This window comes from Phytohabitans aurantiacus (assembly GCF_027923225.1).
Classification (GTDB): domain Bacteria; phylum Actinomycetota; class Actinomycetes; order Mycobacteriales; family Micromonosporaceae; genus Phytohabitans; species Phytohabitans aurantiacus.
The window spans coordinates 13,326-33,065 of the sequence record NZ_BSDI01000019.1 but is presented as its reverse complement, the minus strand read 5'-3'; the positions used below and the strand labels follow the sequence as shown (position 1 = coordinate 33,065).

Here is a 19,740-nt window from a genome sequence, read left to right as displayed (position 1 = left end):
GGGCGGCGATCCCCCCGGGTAGCAGGTCCACGGTCGATGGCTCGGTGGCGCAGACCCCGATGAGGGCGCGGTTGGCGCAGACCCGATGGGGGCCGGTCCAGGTGCGTATCACCGTGGTCGACGGAAAGAGCAGCCACATCCAGGCCAGTCAGGTGCCCGAGGCCAACTTTCACGAACAGCAGCTCAACGAGTACGCAACGTCGGTCCTGCGTGATGCGGCGATCGAGGCGCAGAGCGCCGACATCGACACGGTGTCGGGGCGACCGCGACCAGCGACGGGTACCGCGAGTCGCTGCAGGCCGCGATCGACGCGGCGAACCTAGGATAACCGTGCGGACCGACGATCGCCCGAGCCGAGCAGATCATGGGAACGCCGATCAGCGTGCACGTGCGCGGCCCGGAGCGGGGGTCAGCCGCCGAGCACGACGGCACGGCGCAGGACGGCACGGCAGGTTCGGCGCCGCGGGCCGGGCCGGTGAAGCCGCTGGCGGACAGCCGCATGGCGCCGAAGCCGATGCGGTTGATCGGCCGGTCACCGCGGAGCAGGAAGGTGTGGGAATCGGGGCTCATCGTCAGTCCGTGATGACGGCGTCGCGGCGGATCCAATCGCGGCTGTGCGCTGCCTTGTACATGAAGTCGGCGACGTCCGCGCGGCTGATTGTCGGGTTGCCCTTCATCGGGAGGCGATCGTCCACGCGGTAGATGCCTTTGGCAGGGTCTTTAGTCAGCATGGTTGGGTAGACCAGCGTCCAGTCCAGCCCACTGGAGCGGATCTCCTTTTCGGAGGTCTCCTTGTTGGCGTAGATATTCCGCAGGAACGTCCGGTACATGACCTTCTGGGCCGGACTCGCCGACCGGTAGGTGTCGCCCACGCCGAACGAGGACAGCCAGACCAGGCGGGAGACGCCCATCTCCTTGGCCGCGCTGATCACGGCTGTCGCCGCGCGGGTGAACAGGTCGCCGGCGCGCACGGATGTGCTCCTGCCGAGGGCCGAGATGACGACGTCCTGCCCGATCATGGCCTTCGCGACATCGTGGTGCGAGGTGGCGTCTCCGGCGACGACGGTGACCTGATCTGTCAGGTCGCTGAGCGCCTCCGGCCGGCGTACCAGGACGGTGACCGCGTCGCCCGCCCGGAGTGCGAGGTCGACGACATGACGACCGGTGGGGCCGGTCGCTCCGAGAACGAGCAGTTTCATCGCGAGGAACCTCCGTCTGCAGCTCAAGCGGACACCTGTCCGCTACACCGAACGTAGCGGACAGGTGTCCGGTACCGCAAGCGTGGTGTCGGCCACTCACGCGCAGGGCGGGGATCAATCCTGATTGTGAGAGCGAACATCGAAGAAGGTGGAGCTACGCACCGCAATGTGGCCGCAAGCTAATCAAAACGGACGAGCCGCTGCCTCCTGAGACAGTCGGAATCTGGAGAAGGACGGTTGGCGCTGTATCGGATACCGGCACGCCGACCGAGTCCGGCTGCAATCGCGCACTAGCAAACCACTTGCTGGATACTTTCCCGAACTCACCCGCGCGCTGCGCGCGCACCTACCTGCCGGCACGGTTGTGGACGGGGAACTGATCATCTGGGACCAGGCCCGAGGCCGCACGAGCTTCGCCGACCTGCAACGCCGGGTCACGGCCGGGCCGCGGCTCGTCCGGCTCGTCCGCGAGCACCCCGCCAACTATGTGCTGTTCGACCTGCTGGCCGACCCCAACGGTGTGCTACTTGGCCGGCCGCTCGCCGAGCGTCGAGGACGACTGGAACGGCTTTTAGAGAATGCGCCGCCCGGGCTGCAACTGTGTCCCCAAACCCACGACCTGTCTGAAGCACACGAGTGGATGCGGACATGGCCCGCTGCCGGAGTCGAGGGCGTCGTGGCCAAGCGGCTCAACAGCCGCTACGAACCAGGGCGCCGCCGCTGGTGCAAACTTCGGGTCAAGACCACCACCGAGGCGATCATCGGCGGCGTCACCGGAACGGTCAGCGATCCAGAAACCCTCCTGCTTGGCCGCCACGACCTGACCGGCAGGCTCCGCTACGTCGGCCGCACCCACACACTGACCGCGTCCTTACGCCGCGAGCTGTCGGCGCGTCTGACCCGATCACCGCAACGCCGTGCTGGAGGCGTTGACCACCCGTGGCCGCAGCCGCTGCCGCCGTCGTGGTCTGGGCAACTGGAACGCTCCGAACCACTGCCCTACGTTCAGGTCGAACCTGACACGGTGATCGAGATCCAGGTCGACACAGCTTACGAGCACACCCGCTGGCGCCATCGCGTCCAGGCGATCGGGTACCGGGCGGAGTTGTCCGTCTTCGACGTGCCGTTGATCGGAGCTGAGGATCCTGCCTAACCGGACGCAACGCGTCTTCGCGTCCAGGAGGCGGCGGTCCGGTCGTCGTGGCGGCAAAGGTGAGCGAGCGTCCGGCCCTCGGCGGTGTTTGGTTCGAGGATTTCGGCGGCGTGGTCGTGTTTGCGGTTAACGACCACGCCGTAGTCTTATACCGTAGCCCGCTTGGCCAGGCTTGGAGCCAACCAGCGGCGTACGTGCCGTGCCGGTAGGTGTGAATCCATGCCGGTGCGTCGTTGCCGTTATCCAGTGGATTGGACGAAAGGTTCGGCCTGGGGCGTGACGAACTGCGACCGAGGCTGGTTGTCGATGCGAGCCGCCTCGACCGGTTCGGATACGGCGGCAGTAGGGCCGAATATGGTCCTCTTCGCGGGCGGTCTCGGCCCAGGATTTGAGCGGTAAGCCTCTGCGGGTGCATCTACAGGGTGCCAGTGCGGTACCAGAACCAGTCGGGGAGGCCGGGTGCCTGGAGGCCGAGTTCGGTGAGTGCCGCGTCGAGCAGGCTGTCCCAGTCGATGCGATGGTCCCGCAGCTGCACCTGCTCGTCTTCGTCGTTGTAGCGGGCGTGGTCGGCGGATTCGATGTCCTGGGCGGAGTCAAAGATGATGAGCACGTATCGGGGGGTGGTCGGCCGGTCGAGGGCGTACACGTCGGATGTGGGCGGCAGAAGGTATGCCGGACCGGGTGGCGCGTTTGCCTCACGTGTCCAGCCGGGCGGGGATAGGTCGACCGCCGCATCGATCCAGAACGGCAGGCGCGCCTCGCGGTTATGCCGGATGCGGCGGCGATCCACGGTGGCTGGCAGCGCGTCGGTGATTTCGGCGATGGCTCGCTCGGGAAAGTCGTGGGTGGGATCGGTCTCGTCGTACCAAGGGACGCGGAGTGGGTCGCCTGGGTTGAAGCCGACCAGGTTCCAGTTGCCTGGACCGCCGAGTTGGTGTCCATAGACGATGAATGTCTGGATCATCGGGCGTCCTCACGTAAGTGCCGGTGGCATCATTCTGTCCTGGGTTGAGGACATACGATTGTCGGTAAAGCGTCGCAACGTTATGCCGTTGTTGGATGTGGAACTGTCAACGACGGCGCCTGTGGGGGCAACAGAACGACCCGTGGCCGATTGGAGGCACCGGGGAAGGCTCGCGGTGTATGGGGGTCGGCCGGGCACCAACTCCCACGTTAGAGCTCACGGGCTCGGGATTGACTCAGGTGTCTCCGGCCGACCTCCACACACCGCGCGACGTCAGCCAGTGGTCGGGAACAGGGCGTGTTCGTGGTAGGTCTGGTTGGTGGTCAGGCAATGGTGCAGGCCTCCGAGGAGGCGGCCGGCGACACGGCGAAGGGCGCCGCCGTAGGAGTCGCCGGCGGCGCGTCGACGGTCGTAGAGGGCGCGGCAACCCGGTGAGCGGGTGAGGGTGGCGAATGCCCACCAGTGGCAGGTGGCTTTGAGGCGACGGTTACAGATGCGGCGGTGCATGACTAGCCGACTGGTGCCCGATTCCCATGTCAGGGGTGCGAGGCCGGCGTAGCTGCGTAAGCCGGCGGCGGTGGTGAACCGGCTCAGATCGTCGCCGAGCTCGGCCAGCAGCCGGGCTCCGGTCAGGGCGCCGCATCCGGGGAACGACAGGAAGGTTTGGGCTAGTTCGTGGGCCAGGAATGCGTCGGTGAATTGGGCGGTGAGGTGGTCGGTGAGCTGGCAGGCGTGGTCGAACTGGGACAGCAGCGCCCGTACCTCGATGGCCATCGCCTTTTCCAGATGTGGTGGCAGGCGTAGCACCGGCGCCGCGAACAGGTCTCGGAGCCGGTATGCCTCGGCGTCGACCAGACGGATTCGGCCAGCTTGGGACAGAATCTTCGACAACCGGTACGCGGTCAGTGTTTTCGCGGTCGCCGCTGTCGGGCCGGCGGCGAGCACGGCTCGTGCCTCGGCGCGCCGCAACCCATGGTCCAGTGCCGCCCAAGCGGTCACCGCAGCTGGGTGCGCCTGTGCAAGCAAGGCCCGAAGTGTGGCCTGTAGCCGTTCGCGACCGACCTGGGCTCGCCGTTGTGCGTGGGCGAGCACTCGAATGGACGCGGCTTGTGCGCTCACCTCGGGCAGCGGTCTCAGCCTTCCCCAACCGTCACGCACGATCAGCGCCAGCAGTTCCGCGTCGGACTGGTCGGACTTTTTCGGAGTCGGTGACAGACGGCGCCGCCAGACAGCGACCAGGCTAGGCGGCACATGGAACACAGGCTGTCCTTTAGCTCGCAGCGTTTCCACCAGCAGGCCCTCAGTGGTTTCGATCGCGACGGGCACCTGCCGGCGTCCGTGCGTGTGACTGGCCCGCAGGCCCCGCAGCAACGCGAACAACTCGTTGAGCCCATGCGGTGTAGTCGGTACCCGTGCCCGGGCGACGACCACACCACAGCGGTCGATGACCGCGACGTCGTTGCCGTGGTGCGACCAGTCGATCCCGGCAAAGAACCGCGGTCCAGATCCCAATGTCGACCCCTTCCATTCGGACATGAGGCCCCGCGGCGGCAGACGGCGGCACCGTCGTCCCGACCCGGAACCCTTTACCCGCGCCCACAAGGATGCTTGTCATAGTCGGCGGACAATCCCGTCGACAGACGCCAGCCCGACGTCAGGCACACAAGAACGGCCGCCAAAACCCCACGATGGTGGGGAACACCCCGGCCGGCAGGGGCTCCGCAGCAGAACACGCCGCGAAAATAAACCCCGCTATGGCGGGGACAACGGATCCGGCCGATGACGACAATACCTCAACACGGCCAGTCGCATGGGGCGTGGCGACAGGTCATGGAGCGTCTGTGATCACTACCGGCCGATGGCATGTCCCTGGGTGCGTAGCCGGCGTGCCCATCCGGTGACGGTGTGCCGGGGGACGTCGAAATGCGCGGCGAGCGCAGCGATTGAGCCGGTCTGCCGGTACGCGTCCATCACGAGTTCCGGGTCCGGCATCCGCCGATATGCGCGCCCACCACCGCTGGTCGACCCTTTCGCCGCAGCTGCCGTTGTCGCCTTCTTGGCCGTGTTCGCCTTTGCCCTCTTTCCCGGCGTTGTTGATGCCGTCCGGCGCTGACGTGCGGCGGCGGCCGGTTCGACGGCTGGCAGTCGGCTGGTAGGCGCGGCGGGCTCGTCGGCCGGGGTCACCGCTGGGGTGGGCGCGGGAGCGGTGAGCGCACGGACCAATAGATCCAGATCGACTGGAGGCAGGTCGGCTGGAGCTAGGCCCGCACCAGTCCTTGCTTCGACAATCAATTCGGTGATACGAGTCTGCCCGGTGGAGGTGTCGACCCGAACCGTGGTGTGCGCCGACGCGCCGCCGCCAACCGGTGTGATGGTGATGATGTACCTACTCATGATTTGCTCCTCATATCTGGTTGCCTGGCAGGGCATGCGCTACTGGCCACGATGGACCGGATCCTTGATCAACCCATACTGCTGGGCAACCATCGCGTCCATGTTGCCCGTACACGGAAGGGTGGTGTCGATGAGCTGGACTCACCACTCGATTGGCAACCGTTCTGGGCTGATGAGACTGTGTCCTGCCTTCCAGGGGATCTGGGCGGCGGGTACAGCTAGTCGAAGGTCGGGTAGCTCTCGCAGCATCTGGTGGATCGCTGTGCGTACCTCCATTTTGCCCAGGTGGGCACCGATGCAGTAGTGCGGGCCGTGGCCGAAACCTAGATGCGGGTTCGGAGTCCGGTCGAAGTCCATCTCGGTCGGGCGTGGGAAGACGGCGGGATCGCGGTGGGCGGCGTCCAGTGAAGGAATGACGATGTCGCCTTTGGACAGTCGCGCGCCGCTAGGTAGTTCGACGTCGGCCATCACGCGTCGGGGCATTTCGTCGGCGGCGGAGGTGGAGTACAGCCGTTGGAGTTCGGCGATGGCGGAGTCAAGCCGTTCCGGGTGATCGAGCAGATAGTCCCAGGCGCTTGCATACGTGAGATACGGGCGGGTGTGTAGGACGAAGACGAAGGTGGCGATGGAGCTAGCGGTGGTTTCCCAACCACCGACGACCAAGGCGACAGCTAGCTTGATCTGCACGTGCGCCGGTTGATCTGCGGCCGCTGTCGCGATTCGCGTCAGCAGGTCTTCGGTTGCCTGTGCGCGCCGCTGTTCAAGCTGCTGCCACAGGTAGGCGCCCATCTCCATTGAAGACTGCGCTGCTTCCTGCTGGGTAAGCCCACCGGTGGCAAGGAACGCGTCACCCCAGGCGCGAAATCTCATGCGGTCTTGGCTGGGTAGGCCAAGCAGGTCGCTGATGACGTGCAGGGTGAAAGGGAGCGCGAAGTCCTGGACCAGCTCGGCGTGGCGCCGGTCGTTCGTCATGGTGGCCAGCTGGCCGGCGGCGGTGCGTTCGACTATGCCGCGTAGGGCGTGGATCGCCGGCCTGGTGAACGCGTCCTTGATGGTGCCGCGTACCTGTGCATGTTCATCCCCGTCCATCCCTAGCAGGGTCCCGGACACGTCGATGGGATCCGCGGCGGCCGCCTCGGCGCGGGAGAAGATCTCCTGTCTGCGGAAGACCTCCTTAACGTCCGAGTATCGGCAGACAAGGAACGCGTTGACGGGTGCCCCTTGGACCATGCGGATGACTGGCACGAGGCTGGAGCCGGAGGTGGCGAACTGAGTGTAGAACGGATGCTTGTCTGGCCCGGGAGGCCGGTTGATGCCATCGGCGTCCACATAGAACGGATGGCGGATCCGCGTTGCGGGCATGTCCTGCGCGGCAGTCATCGGCGTTGCCCTTTCCTGGACTACGGCTCGAGAACAAGGGCTCGTTAACGGCTCATCGCCGCATGCACCGGAACCAGAGCGTTGAGTTCGCGCCGCGTCGGTGCTTATGGGGCGTGGGACAGCTCGGGGCTTTGTGTAGGGATCGGGCGTTGGCTGGCGATGGTGGCCGAGACCAGAGGCGATCGTTTGATGGAGTGGGCGATTGCCGCGAGGCGGGCGGCGTCGGCGTCGACGTCACCGGATCCGTGAGCGGCCAGGGGCCGTGATGATTTGTCAGAGGTTGGAGGTTGGCCAGTGCGGATGGCCGCGGCGATGGCCGCGGCGTGTCCCTCGATGTCGGCGCTGTGCTCGTCGAGTCCGAACCGGTGGGCGCGGTGGCGTGCAGCGTCGTAGACGTGGGGGTTGAGGTGCTCGCGAAGGTGCCAGAGGCTGTCGTAGATCTGAACAACGCGACGGCGCAGTGCGCTCCAGGTGCGGCGTATCGGTAACTGGGTGTCTAGTTCCGGGTTGAGTAGAGGCTCGGTGATGTGGGGGGTAGCCGCGGTGAGGGCGAGCCAGAGCGGGTGCAGCTGTCGATAGAGGATGTGGCGGGCGGCGGCGGTCGCCAAGGCGGAGCGGCGCACCCGGTTTGTCAGCCAGCCGCTTCGCTGTTGTTGCCGAGGCGGGCTGGCGGACCAGGTGGGATGGTCCTCGACCGCGGTCGAGTTGGCGTTAGACCTCGGGCGAGGTGTGATCACCAGCTTGGCCATCGTTTCGGCGTAGCGTTCGGCCTCGGCTTCCTGCCGCAGGCGCTGGCCGCAATGTGCTGCGCCGCGCCGCTCATGGTCGAGTTGGTCGTGGCCGAGAAGCAGGTGCGCCAACTCGTGTAAGACGATGTGGTCACGCAGCAGTGGTGCGGCGTCGTCAGCTACGGCGATCACGTCTGCGTCCATGCCGTGGTCGTCGCGGTGTAGCAGCATTCCGGATGGGCCGCCGATGGGCACCGAAACTGGATACACGGTGATCGGCCGGCCGCGATCGCGCGCGATGATCGCGCACAGGTCTTCCACACCCTGCGGTGCCATCCCGGCGATCGGCGGCAGCGGGGGAACAGGCTGATGCCAACCTTGGTTCACCCCGTCCTCCTCACCTGTTGGTCCGGCCCGGCGGTTCGACAGCCCAGGGCGGCTCAGTGGTGTCTGGCTCTGCCCGGTGTGGGCGACACCGATTGTCTTTGCTGCGCTCAAGTCTGCGTGATCGGAGCCGGACGCGGAAGTTGACAATCTTCGACGAGCTACGGCTCCGCGGCATGGCCGCATCCAGGGCCGATAACTCGTGAGGCGGTTAGCAATCCACCGGCAGGAATGTGGTTGTTGTGCAACTCCCACTATGATCGGGGCTCCTGTGCGATCGGTTGGTCAGCCATGGAGGTCAGGCCGTGGACGTGCGTGGCGCGGTGCGGCTGCGATGGCTCGCGTTTGGAGCGGGCGGTCTGGGTTGCGTCGTGTGGGCGGTGCGGGACGCCGGTTCGGCGTCGTCCGTCGTCTGGGCCTCTCTTCTGTCCGTCGCCATCTTGATCGCGCTCGGCCATGCGAGCAGGATGCGGGTTCCCGTTCGGCCCAGCGGAGCGGTGTCGCTAACGCCGGCGGCGATTGTGGTGGCGGCGGCCGTGGTACCGCCGTATTGGATGGTCGTGTGCGCGGCCTGCGGAATCGTTGCGGCGGCGGCTGGACTACCCCGGCAGGACCACCGTCGGCTGATAGCAGCTGGGGTGGACTTCCTAGCGGCGTTGACAGCGGCGGCGGTCATGGCTGTGTCCGGTTTCGCGCCGACGGCAGTCGGCTCGCCAGCTCCGGACTTCCCGATCGGTGTCGTGCTGGCCGGCGCGGTGGTCGTCGCCGTGGTGGAGGCATTGTTCGCGATCGCTGGAGCGGCGGCAGCGGACGCATCGTGGTGGGAAGCTGCCCGAGCGGGATGGGCGAGCCGGCTCGTGGCGGGCGCCTGTCAGATCGGAGTGGCTCTGGCGGTGACCGCGCTGGTCGACGTTCAGCAACGGCTGCTGTTGGTCCTGCCGGCCGTCCTACTGCTGGCGCACGCCGCGCGGGCACACCGAGCGACGTTGGTCGCCGAGCGGCGGGCGTGGGAACGCCTCGCGACGCTCACTGATGCCCTCCACGCGCGCGATACAACCGATGTGGTCTACACAGCGGTGCGGGGCGCGGCGGACTTGTTCGCCGGCCGTGGCGTCGAGATCGTCGAGGCGGAGTGGGACGACCTCGACGGCCGGCGCCTAGTCCGTGCCGCAGGTGACCTGGTGTGTTTCGACGGTTCGCCGGCGCAGGCCCCCACGGTTGGCTGGCCATGGTCAGTGGCGCACGTGATGGCGGGCCAGTCAACGGTGCAGCCGGGCCAGGTACGGCTGCTAACACGGGACCGACGGGCGTTCGCGGACCGGGACGCCCGGGTGCTGGGAGTCTTCTGCGCGGCCCTTGGCAGCTGCGTGGAGTCCGCGTTGGCACACGCCCGCCTGGAGTACGAGGCGAACCATGATCCACTCACCGGACTCGCCAACCGTCGTTTGTTGAAGGCAGAGGCAACCGAACTGCTCAAGCGGGGACCGCTCGCATTGCTGTTTCTGGACTTGGGCGGGTTCAAGCACGTCAACGACACCCTGGGACACGAGGCCGGCGATCGTGTCCTGGTCGCGGTCGCCGAGCGCCTACGTCATGCCGTCGCTGCCGACGGACATGCGGCGGCACGCCTGGGCGGTGACGAATTCGCTGTGCTGCTGCCGAACCTTCGTGGTACGGCGGCGGCACACCGGGCGCGGCAGATCGAGGTGGCGTTGTGCCAGCCCGTCGAGCTTGACGACGTGCAGATCCCGATCCGTGCGAGCGCGGGCATGGCGATGGGGACACCGACAATGGATGCGGCGGAGCTTCTACGCCGTGCCGACATAGCGATGTACCAGGCCAAACGTTCCGCCGCGAGCGTGACCGTGTTCGACCCGAGCGACGACACCGCCGACGCTCTACGCCTCGAACTCGCCGCGCAGCTGCCCACCGCGATCGCCAGCGGCCAGATCACCGTACTGTTCGAGCCCATCCTCGCCTTGGCCACCGGGGAAGCCGTCGCGGCCAGAGCCAAACCGACCTGGGAACACGTCGCGCATGGAGTACTGCCTGCAGACCTATGGTGGCCGGTGGCCACGCAATACCATCCGGCCGCGCTCACCAAGCTGGTCTTGTACGAGGCAGCGGCCGCCGTGAAGACCTGGCGAGACCACGGTCACCCGATACCAGTCGAGATCGCGATCTCTCCCAGTAGCCTGCGCGACCCTCGCCTGCCCGTGTCCGTGCTGGCCGCGACGACCCAGTATGGGGTCCATCCCGGTGACCTGATCATCGACATCGTCCAGGTGGAGCCTGATCCGGTGCTGGACAAGCTGCGCGCGGCGGGAGTTCGTTTCGTGCTGGACCGGTTCGGCACCTCAACAGCCTCGCTGGCGATACTCGACCAGATGCCGTTCGCCGGCCTGCGGGTCGACCGGTCCTTCGTCGCCCAGCTGACAAAGCGCACCGCTGCCGCCGTGGTCAAGGGCGCGGTACGACTCGGCCAGGACCTCTCGATCGCCGTCTGCGCGGAGGGTATCGACACTCCCGCAAGACGCCGGGCCGCGCTCGCACTGGGCTGCACCTACGGCAACGGCGAACTGCTCGGAGCGCCGCAGACAGCTTCGGATCTCGCACGGCGGATCGAGGGCGGCGTGGACGGCGTCCCCGGCCGGCTCATCACAGCCGTGGCGACCCCGTCGACGGTCGTGGCCATGCCCCGCCGCGCGAGCTGACGGCCGCCCCCAAGCACGCGGTGATTTCCAGCTCCGTCATCGGGCCCTTAGGCCGACGCCCGCGTGAGACCCGGAACGGCGCGGGTCATCGTTGAAGAACGAGGGGTCGTTCGGCTCCGGGCGCCACTGCGGCAGATACACCAGCCCAGGGTCTTGAAGCACCAACCCGTCGAAGAACCGGCGCGTCTGTTCCCAGGTTCGAGCCGTGGGGATGGCCGCGCGTTGGCCGGCGTACGCGGCGCGGATCTGCGCGATCTCCTCCGGCGTGTACGACTCGACGGCGCCTTGACTTAGCGCCATGAAGCTGCCCGGTGGCAACCACTCACGCAAGGTCGCGACGTGATCATGGAGGTTCTCCTCGTCAGAGACGAAATGCGTGACCGCCATCAGCAACAGGCCGACCGGCTCTTGTGGATCGATAAGCCTGCGTATCTCAGCGGTGGCGAGTTCCGCGAGAATCTCTTCCGGGCGGGTGAGGTCACCCTCCAACGCGGTGGCGAACGGTGCTCCCGCCAGCAGTTGCAGCGACTGCATGACCGCCACCGGGTCGCAGTCGACGTAGACCACCCGACAGCCCGAACTGCGCATCTGGGCGGTCTCATGAACGTTTCCGACGGTGGGGATGCCGGAGCCGATATCGAGGAACTGCTTGATGCCGGCATCGACCATGAACCGGACGGCTCTGCCGAGGAACGCCCGGTTGGTCATCATCTGGAGCGGGACAGCCGGCTTGGCCTGCTGGATCGCCGCACCGACCAGCCGGTCGGCTTCAAGGTGGTGTGTGCCTCCCAGCAGGTAGTCGTACACCCTGGCGGCCGAGGCCTTCTCCGGGTGCGAGACTTCCCTGGCCCATTCGGGGACCGTGCGGTAATCCATCTACGCTCCTGTCACCTTGCTCGGCTCGGGCGCTAACCGCCTGGCCTGTCGTTGTCGAGCCTCTGAACCTGCTCCATGATCGAGATGATCGCTTCGGCGGCCTGCGCGGAAATCGGCCCCTGCTCGGCCAACCGCATCGCGACGGCGCGTACGTGAGGGCTAGATGCCATCGCGGCCAGAACGCGCCGCTCGCCGTCATCGTCATCGGGATCCGGGAAGAAGTAGCGGACCGGTACCTCCAGTGCGGCCGCGAGAGCCTCAATGTCGGCGAAATCCGGCTGGCTTTCAGCGCGGCGTAACCGACCGATCTTGGCGTGGCTAGCGGCGTGGCCTCGCTGTTTTAACGCCTCCGACAGGGAACGGTTGGTCCAGGCTCGGCCGGTCTCCCCATCGACGCGCGTGCGCATCGCACGGTCCAGGCGCGCGGCGAAGACCGCGGTGGGGGCATGCCCAGCCTCGCCCGTCATTGGGCCTCCTCCGCCAACTCGGAACGTGATTGTTCCACGGCGGCGAGACGTGGAACAACAGTTGACCAGCCGTGGGTGGTATAGATACCATCGCGAAGTCTGGATCAGATTTGTTCCAACCCCGGTGTCGGCCTGGGTGGTTTGTCGCCGATCAGGGGGACGGTCGGCGGTACGGGGGAGGCTCATGACATTTTTGGCCGATACGTTCGTTGGTGAGGCATGGCCGTGCGTGCTGTCCCGGGGCCGTGCTAGCCGACTTGGGCGATGTGACGGCCGTGCCCGCTGATACCGATCGCTGGCTTGGGAAGTGAGCCGGGTCGACCAAGGCCAGTGCGCCGGGTGCTGTCCGGCGGGTGTCACGCTGCTTGTCGATGTGGGGGGCGGCCACGCGCTCGGCGCGAACGGTTGCCGAGTTGTCGGGACTCTGGCCTTCCGGCCTGTCCGCTCGTGACCCGCACCGAACATCGAGACAAGTCAGGATGAATCCGCGACCGTCCACTTAGTACGAACATGCCTGGTGGCGGAGCTTTGCCGTGCGCTTCTTGTGGGAGATGGCCGGCGACTTGACATCGAATTCCCATCGGAGGAGTACACGCATGCCCACCAGACCTCGACCACCCTCGGGACTCTCGCAAGGGCGCCCGTTCGCAGAGGTGCTCCGCGAGCGTCGAATGTCCAAGGGCTGGACTCAAGCAGACCTCATACGCGAAATGCAGCGCGTTGCTCGCCGGCAGGGAACGTCCTTGCCGACGGCGAAGTCGCTCAAGGCCATGATTTCCCGTTGGGAACAGGGGCGGCACAAGCCCGACCGGCACAACCGCGCCATTCTCTGCGCGGTGCTTGGGCTGGACGAGAAAACGTTGACAGTCAAGGAACGATAGAGGGCGGGTGAGAAACGATGTCCAAGTGGACACTCGTCTCGCGCTGCGCGGTTGTCAACCAGATGTCAACTTCCGCACCAGCGGCACCGGGTGCATGCTCGATCAGTGAGCCGAACAACAGTCCACATCGGTCTATGCCAGTCACGTCAATCAACCGGGCACAACACCTCGCCTCATGATTGTCGCGGCTTCCGGAAGGCAATCGGGTGCCAAGATGACCGACACCATCAACCCAACCCGCTGCAGGCGCAACAACCGTGGGCCTCCGTCCACACACGACCATGCTGACGACATCAAGGCATGGACCGCATATCGGTGCATGCCAACGCAACCTAGGGCTCCCGTGAACCCATAGAAATCATGTCCAGATACACCCTCGGCCGCTCCGCTGGCCGGTAGACGGCGCGGGCCAGCCTCTCTCCTCAGCACCGCGGCGCGAATTGGTTCACGAGTGAACGACCACGACACTGCAGGACTTGTCTGCTCAAGAGCCGACGCCTCGCCAGTGGGTAACCTTCTCGACCGACGTGATGTCTGCCGTATCTGCATGCGACAGGGCCGGGTGCCCAGCGGTACTAGACAAGCTCACGGCCGTTCGGCACATCAATAGGTGACATTCGTGCGCGACGACGCGCATTCACGACAAGAAACGTCCTGTTGCTTCGGTCCCCCCGAACAACGCACCGGTCGCACCGCCTTCCGATCGAAGAATTCCGCCGGGCGACGCACATTTGGCGTCAGATGGAGGTTCAACCATGTCCTCGGACCCACCACGACACGACACCGTAACCATGCGACCGCCGTGCCTGAGCCCACCTCCCGATGCGGTTTCGGAATTCACGGCAGATCTGTGGCGGGCCGCCAGCACGGTCACCGACCTGATGCATCGGACCCTCGTCGCGCCCAGACTCGGGCTGACCTGGCCACAGTGGGAGCTTCTACGGCTGGTCTGCGAGTTCCACGTCGTCACCGTTGGGACCGCGTCGCAGCGACTTCGTGTACCGAAGCCGGACCTGATCCGGGCCGCAGCAGTACTCAATGCCCACGGAATGGCCTGCCTGCTACCGGCCCGCGCCGGCCGACCGGCGGCTGTGGCCGCTACCAGCTACGGGCACGCCCTGGCGCCCGGCGTGCAAAACGCCATCGCCGCTGGGGAGAGCGTCCTGCTCTGTCCACTTCCAGCAGAACTCGTCTGGACAGTCACGGCCGTTCTGCAGCGGATCGAGCAGCGCGCCAGCCACTCGATCTCCCCACTACGGCGCTGCGCCACCGCCACGCCCTAACCCTGCATCGCAGCGACTACCGAACCAGGAGTGACCACTATGGATGATCTGAAGGCGTGGCTCTCACAACCTGAGGTGGCCACGTTCCCGTTCGCCGGCGTGCTCGCCGAGATCCGAGCAGTAGGCAAACACGCCGTACCGGTCGAGCTTCTCAGTGATCTCGACAACGCCCGCCAGCGACTGTCCGTGGGCCGTACTGAGGGCACCGACCTGAACTCCGAACAGTTGGCCGCGTTCCTGGACACGGTGCTGGACCGTCGCGACGGCCGGTTCGACGCCGCCACCTATCTGGCCCTGCGGCTGCTGCCACTACCTGAGACCCGTGATGGGGAACTGGGCGAGGCGTGGCGACGCCACGACCGGTTGATGGTGGCCCTCGTCGCTGACCTGCTCCGTTTCGAGCAGGAGGCCATGGACGGCAGTACCGGACTGCTGCCCAGACACCGGCCGGGGCCTGCGTTGGTGGACCGGCGGCTGCGGCTGGGGATGCGGGCGCTGGCCCCGGCATATACCCGGCTCGGGTTGCCTGTCCTGGGTGGCACCGATCCCGCGGATGCGGATCGGGTGTGCGCGAGCGTGGCGGCTCGGATGCCCGCGGCGCAGCGGTTGGCCGTGGACCTGTCGATGCTGCCGGTCGACATCTCCCATGACGAGTTCATGTTCATCCGGGTCCTGCAGGCGTACGAGACCGTGTTCGCGTTGATGGCCGCACAACTGCATACAGCGGTGTCCGTGCTCACCATGGGCAATGTGCGCCTGGCCGCGATCTTCACCGACGGCGCCGCCTCAGCGTTGCGGGACGCATCGCCGTTGTTCTCCCTGATGGCGACGATGCAACCGTGCTCGTTCGCGGCGTTCAGGACTCACACGCACGGCGCGTCCGCGATCCAGTCGGCGGCGGCCAAGACGGTGGAGGCGCTATGCCGCACTCCCGACCCGCAACGGCTGGCCTCCTGCGCGTTCGATCAGGTGCCGCAGGTCCGGCAGGCCATCCTCGACGGATCGCTGGTCGGTTTGGAGGACGTATACCAGCACCACCTCGCCGCCGGGAAAGTGCAGCCGCGACATGGCCGCAAGCTCGAGGAAGCGATGTACGGCCTGGGTGTCGTAGTGGACCGGTGGCGCACCACCCACCATCGGCTGGCCACACGGTTCCTCGGGAACGAGCCCGGCACGGCAGCCTCGCAGGGAGCCGCCTACCTGGACCGAGTGCGGACGATCCCTGTCTTCCACCGCCCCGCTGTCGCGTCTGACACGCCAGGCGGCGGGCCGCGAACCCGCAGCGCACGCCCACCTGCCGTGATGCCTGCCGGCCGGGCCCGGTCTTGAACAGACCGGACCATCCCGACGGCGAGGGGCGGCAGGGCCCTGCGGACAGCTCAGCAGAACGGGCCGCGAACAACCGAGATCCACCAGCGAACGGGCACACCAACGATGCGTCAGCGGTAGGACAGGGGTGGAGACGATGCCAGTGCTGGTCGAGGGGTGCCGCCGCACCCGATCCCCCTTGCCGGCCGGTGGTTCCGCCGGCGTGGGGCTGGGGCTAGTGATCGCCGTGTGGTGGCTAACCGCGCACCTGCTGGCCGCTGATGGCCTGTTGCCCGCGCCGTCCGAGGTACTCCACGCGTTTGTCAGCACGCCGGGAGTTCTGCTGGCGCATGGCTGGGTGACGCTGGTGGAGACGTCTGTCGGGTTCGGCGTTGCCGCGGTGGCCGGTATCACGGCGGGCGCCGCGCTGGCCACGTCGCGCTGGGTACAACTGCTGCTTTCCGGTCCGCTGATGGTTCTGCACGCGGTGCCGAAGGTAGCGGTCGCGCCGTTGCTGGTGGTGTGGCTCGGGTTCGGTGAAGGCCCACGGATCGTGATGGTGACGCTGGTGTGTTTCTTCCCGATCATGATCGCTACTACCTCCGGGCTCATGTCCACACCGGCCCACCTGCAGGAACTGGCCCGGTCGCTGGCGGCCAGCCGCTGGCAGACGTTCACCAAGATCCGCCTCCCGGCCGCGCTCCCGCAGATTTTCGCCGGGATTCGCTCCGCGCTGCCGCTCGCGCCGGCCGGTGCGGTCCTGGGTGAGGTCGCCGGCGGCTCCACCGGCCTGGGGTTCGTGATCACCAGATCGAGCGGGTCGGGCGACATGGCCACGGCCCTCGCCGCCGTCGCGGCCCTGTGTGCCATCTCGCTCGGGTTGGTGCTCGCCGCCCGGGGCGCGGAACGGCTATCCCATCGCTGGGTCTCAAACCCTGTTGACCCTCGCTGATCAAGGTTGACCTGCCGGGCCGGGTCGGGCACGCGTGTGCCCTGCCAGGTGTTGGCCTCAGACGCGGCGCCGCGCTCGGCGCACCCGGACGGGAGACATGAGATGACCTTCACCTGGACTGGACGTGACGATCGCCGGTGGGCGTGGATCGGAATCGGCATCTTCGCCGGCACCGTCGTCGCCGGCGCCCTTCCAGCCGCGACGATCGGGGGCCCCTTGTGGGCGTGGGCGGTGTTCGTGTGGTGTCTGGGGCTGTGCGCCCTCGTCGCCGGTGCGGTGATGTTCATCGGCTCGCTTCGCACCGTGCACATCTATCTCGACGAGTCCGTTGTGGACATCCGCATCGGAAACCTCGTCCTCACGACCGGTTGGGAGCACGTCGCGGCCATCAACGTCGAACAGGTGCCCGAGGCATCCCGACCGCAACCGCAAGAGCTGTTGGTGCTGTGGCTGACCGACGACAGCCTGGTCAAGGCCCGGCCCCGATACCCAGCGACAGGTGAGCCCAAAGGCCATGTGCTCGCCGACCTGGCCAACCTCGAGCACAGCCGAGCCGAGATCACCGAGGCGTTGCGCCGGTACGCCGGTGACCGGTTCCGCTCCGCGATCACCGCATAGACCTCAACGCCGGCCGCTGCGCTCTTGCCGCTACTTCCCTTTCGCAAGGCATCCACTGGCCCTCGCGCAAAAGCCCAGCGCAGGCACGCGAATCGCACAGGCGCTACGCCTGCGAACGACAGAACGGAGACAGACATGCAGACAGCCATCGAGTCAGGGCACCCACCCCGCCAGCTCCGACGTGGCACGGCGAGCCGCCAGCCGACCGAACGCGACGACCGGCAGGTACCGCGTGAATCCCCCGGCCGGTCCCACCGGTTGGCATTGGCAACCGCGTTCGCGGCGGTCGTGCTCGCGGCCGCGGCATGCGGCAGCGACCCAAAGCCGGAACCTCCCGCATCGACGGCGGCGGCCGATCCTGGTACGGCTTCGGCGCCGGTGGATCAGCGGGCGGCGGCGGTCGCCGCCTACCAGGGCATGTGGCTGGCCTACCAGCAGGCCGGGCTGACCGCGGACCCCGGGCATCCGGATCTGCCCCGCTACGCGACCGGGGACGCGCTGGAGATCCTCCGCGATGGGTTGGAAGACTACCGCGACCAAGGACAGGTCCTCAAAGGACAGCTGGTTACCCACCCGCAGGTGCAGGACGTGTCGCCCCCGAACGCTCCGACCACGGTGCGCATCCGCGACTGCCTGGACACCCGTGACTTCCTGGTCTACTGGCGTGCGGACGGCCGGCTGGTCGACGACGAGCCGGGCGGTGCCCGCGACGCGAACGCGACCGTCACCCTGACCGACGGTCAGGTGTGGAAGGTGTCCAGCTTCGGGGTACAAGCGGTGAAGGCGGCGGACGTATGTTGACCGCCGGCGCTTCATCCACCGTCTCGACATCGGGGCGAGCCAACGCACGGGCACGGGCATGGGCCCGGTGCGGGGCGCGGGCCGGCGTGACGGCCACGGTCACACTCCTACTGCTGGCGGCCGGCCATTCCGGTGCGTCAGCCGGGGATGGGGCGGGGCGGGTGGACTGTGCGCAGGCCCGGCTGCCGGAGTGCGACGTGCGGGCCAACATCCCTGACCGGCCCGGCCGCGCCCCGACCGACGAGGGCGGCACGGACGGGGGCACGGTGTCAGGGCCGCCGCCGCGTTGTCACTACGAACGGGTGCCGGTGCAGGAGCCGCCGCCACCTGGCGCCGGGCCGGGCGCCTGGCACCTGCAGGTGTGCGTCTCCGCGGACGGTATCGCCTCGCAGTCGCAGCCGCGGTGGCTTACCGACGGGCAGGCCCAGGATCCGCGGCTGCTGGGCGAACTCGCGGTGTCGCGGCTGCGGTTGCCGGCGCCGCAGATCCGGACCAGCCCGGACCCGGCACTGGGGCCGGTGTTGGTGTGGGTGCCGGTGTGGGCGTGGATCGGCCCGTCGACGTGGGGGTCCAGGTCAGCGACCGCCGCCGTGTCCGGGGTGGCTGTCACCGCCGTCGCGTACGCCCGGCGGGCGGCGTGGCGGTTCGGCGACGGTGCGAGCCCGACGATTTGTGGGCCGGGCACCGAGTGGACGCCCGACAGGGACGCGGCGGCGCCCTCGCCGACCTGCGGACACACCTACCAGAAGGCAGGGCGAATGACAGTGACTGCCACCGTCACGTGGCAGGTCGTGTGGTACGGCGCGGGCCAGTCCGGGACGGTGCCGGACCTGACGGTCACCTCAACGATGGTGGTGCAGGTCGTGCAGGCTCCAACCGCCAACACGACCGGGCAGAGGTGAGGCGGATGTCGGCCATTCCCCTGCGCCAGGCACCTCAGCGGTCGGCGCCGCTGCGATCGATGACCGCCCCCACCGCCGCCGCTACGGGTGGGGGTGGCCAACCGCCGGGTGCGGTGTTCGGGCGGCGGGTGCGGCCCGTCCGGTTGCTGGCCTCGGTTCTGCTGGTGCTGGCGTTCGCGGTCGCGGGCGCGGTGCTGGCCGGACGTCTGGATCAACGGCTGCCGGTGCTGGCCACCTCACGGCCACTGGCAGCAGGGCAGACGATCACGGACGCCGACCTGACCGTCGTCCACGTCGCCGTGCAAGGGGTGAGCCTGGTGCCGGAAACCCAGCGAGATGATGTGGTCGGCGGCACCGCCGCGGTGCCGCTGCCGGCCGGTGTGATGCTGTCTGCGGACCAGGTAGGCGCCCCGGGATGGCCGCCGGCCGGTAAGGCGGTGGCCGCAGTCGCGGTCAAGGCCGGCCGGCTGCCGTCCACGATCACCGCCGGCGCCCACGTCACCGTCATCGCCGTCCCCGCCGCCGACACAGTCGACCCGAGCACGCAGGACGTGGCGGTGCGGGCCGAGGCGACCGTCGTGCACCTGGGCACCGCAGACCAGTTCGATGCCGGTCAGGCCGGTGTGGTCGGCGGTGAGGTGCCGGTGTCGCTGCTGATGGACGCCGCGGCGGCCAACCAGTTGGCTACCACGCGTGGTGACGTGTCGCTGGTGCACCACGGCCCGGGCAGGTGAGG

19 protein-coding genes are annotated in these 19,740 nt (G+C 67.5%); 11 read left to right on the top strand and 8 right to left on the bottom strand.

Annotation, left to right across the window (positions count from 1 at the left end; genetic code table 11):
* Positions 1-364 precede the first annotated feature (364 nt).
* Positions 365-583 (top strand): hypothetical protein, encoded by a 219-nt coding sequence (locus QMG73_RS20660; protein WP_281898075.1) that lies wholly within the window; start codon positions 365-367, stop codon positions 581-583.
* On the opposite strand, the gene QMG73_RS20655 is transcribed toward QMG73_RS20660, so the two are convergent.
* A complete protein-coding gene (locus QMG73_RS20655; protein ID WP_281898073.1) occupies positions 573-1,199 on the bottom strand; it encodes an NAD(P)-dependent oxidoreductase in 627 nt (208 codons plus the stop codon). The two genes, QMG73_RS20660 and QMG73_RS20655, sit on opposite strands and share 11 nt — an antisense overlap.
* A 223-nt stretch (positions 1,200-1,422) precedes the next feature.
* Between QMG73_RS20655 and QMG73_RS20650 the strand changes: the two genes are divergently transcribed.
* Positions 1,423-2,352, top strand: coding sequence for an ATP-dependent DNA ligase (locus QMG73_RS20650; protein ID WP_281898304.1), 930 nt, complete (start codon positions 1,423-1,425; stop codon positions 2,350-2,352).
* Between the two features lie 415 nt (positions 2,353-2,767).
* On the opposite strand, the gene QMG73_RS20645 is transcribed toward QMG73_RS20650, so the two are convergent.
* The 5 genes from QMG73_RS20645 to QMG73_RS20625 all read right to left on the bottom strand — a co-directional run bounded on the left by QMG73_RS20645 (position 2,768) and on the right by QMG73_RS20625 (position 8,022).
* Positions 2,768-3,316, bottom strand: a complete 549-nt coding sequence (locus QMG73_RS20645) for a hypothetical protein (protein ID WP_281898071.1) — start codon at positions 3,314-3,316, stop codon at positions 2,768-2,770.
* A 273-nt stretch (positions 3,317-3,589) separates the two neighbouring features.
* Positions 3,590-4,828 (bottom strand): IS110 family RNA-guided transposase, encoded by a 1,239-nt coding sequence (locus tag QMG73_RS20640; RefSeq protein WP_281898069.1) that lies wholly within the window; start codon positions 4,826-4,828, stop codon positions 3,590-3,592.
* 336 nt (positions 4,829-5,164) lie between these two features.
* Positions 5,165-5,710, bottom strand: a complete 546-nt coding sequence (locus QMG73_RS20635) for a helix-turn-helix domain-containing protein (protein WP_281898068.1) — start codon at positions 5,708-5,710, stop codon at positions 5,165-5,167.
* Between the two features lie 141 nt (positions 5,711-5,851).
* Positions 5,852-7,090, bottom strand: coding sequence for a cytochrome P450 (locus QMG73_RS20630; RefSeq protein WP_281898067.1), 1,239 nt, complete (start codon positions 7,088-7,090; stop codon positions 5,852-5,854).
* 104 nt (positions 7,091-7,194) lie between these two features.
* Positions 7,195-8,022, bottom strand: coding sequence for a DUF6545 domain-containing protein (locus tag QMG73_RS20625; protein WP_281898065.1), 828 nt, complete (start codon positions 8,020-8,022; stop codon positions 7,195-7,197).
* 818 nt (positions 8,023-8,840) lie between these two features.
* On the opposite strand from QMG73_RS20625, the gene QMG73_RS20620 reads away from it, so the two are divergent.
* Complete coding sequence (locus QMG73_RS20620) at positions 8,841-10,916, top strand: putative bifunctional diguanylate cyclase/phosphodiesterase (protein WP_281898063.1); 2,076 nt, start codon at positions 8,841-8,843, stop codon at positions 10,914-10,916.
* A gap of 36 nt (positions 10,917-10,952) precedes the next feature.
* On the opposite strand, the gene QMG73_RS20615 is transcribed toward QMG73_RS20620, so the two are convergent.
* Together QMG73_RS20615 and QMG73_RS20610 are read right to left on the bottom strand one after the other, a co-directional pair.
* A complete protein-coding gene (locus tag QMG73_RS20615; protein ID WP_281898061.1) occupies positions 10,953-11,792 on the bottom strand; it encodes an SAM-dependent methyltransferase in 840 nt (279 codons plus the stop codon).
* 32 nt (positions 11,793-11,824) lie between these two features.
* Complete coding sequence (locus QMG73_RS20610; RefSeq protein ID WP_281898059.1) at positions 11,825-12,259, bottom strand: hypothetical protein; 435 nt, start codon at positions 12,257-12,259, stop codon at positions 11,825-11,827.
* A gap of 551 nt (positions 12,260-12,810) precedes the next feature.
* Here QMG73_RS20610 and QMG73_RS20605 point away from each other — a divergent pair.
* The 8 genes from QMG73_RS20605 to QMG73_RS20570 all read left to right on the top strand — a co-directional run bounded on the left by QMG73_RS20605 (position 12,811) and on the right by QMG73_RS20570 (position 19,738).
* Positions 12,811-13,140 (top strand): helix-turn-helix domain-containing protein, encoded by a 330-nt coding sequence (locus tag QMG73_RS20605; protein WP_309299506.1) that lies wholly within the window; start codon positions 12,811-12,813, stop codon positions 13,138-13,140.
* Between the two features lie 881 nt (positions 13,141-14,021).
* Entirely contained in the window at positions 14,022-14,423 is a 402-nt protein-coding gene (locus tag QMG73_RS20600) for a hypothetical protein (RefSeq protein WP_281898055.1), read from the top strand.
* Positions 14,424-14,462: 39 nt separating this feature from the next.
* Positions 14,463-15,752: a tryptophan 2,3-dioxygenase gene (locus QMG73_RS20595; protein WP_281898053.1), complete on the top strand. Its 1,290-nt coding sequence runs from the start codon at positions 14,463-14,465 to the stop codon at positions 15,750-15,752.
* Positions 15,753-15,888: 136 nt separating this feature from the next.
* Positions 15,889-16,683 (top strand): ABC transporter permease, encoded by a 795-nt coding sequence (locus QMG73_RS20590; protein WP_281898051.1) that lies wholly within the window; start codon positions 15,889-15,891, stop codon positions 16,681-16,683.
* A gap of 102 nt (positions 16,684-16,785) precedes the next feature.
* Positions 16,786-17,301 (top strand): hypothetical protein, encoded by a 516-nt coding sequence (locus QMG73_RS20585; RefSeq protein ID WP_281898049.1) that lies wholly within the window; start codon positions 16,786-16,788, stop codon positions 17,299-17,301.
* A 135-nt stretch (positions 17,302-17,436) separates the two neighbouring features.
* Positions 17,437-18,102, top strand: coding sequence for a hypothetical protein (locus QMG73_RS20580; protein ID WP_281898047.1), 666 nt, complete (start codon positions 17,437-17,439; stop codon positions 18,100-18,102).
* A gap of 86 nt (positions 18,103-18,188) precedes the next feature.
* Complete coding sequence (locus QMG73_RS20575; RefSeq protein WP_281898045.1) at positions 18,189-19,004, top strand: hypothetical protein; 816 nt, start codon at positions 18,189-18,191, stop codon at positions 19,002-19,004.
* 5 nt (positions 19,005-19,009) lie between these two features.
* The gene (locus QMG73_RS20570; RefSeq protein WP_281898044.1) at positions 19,010-19,738 is read left to right on the top strand and encodes an SAF domain-containing protein; all 729 of its coding nucleotides are present in this window, start codon (positions 19,010-19,012) and stop codon (positions 19,736-19,738) included.
* Positions 19,739-19,740: the final 2 nt, after the last annotated feature.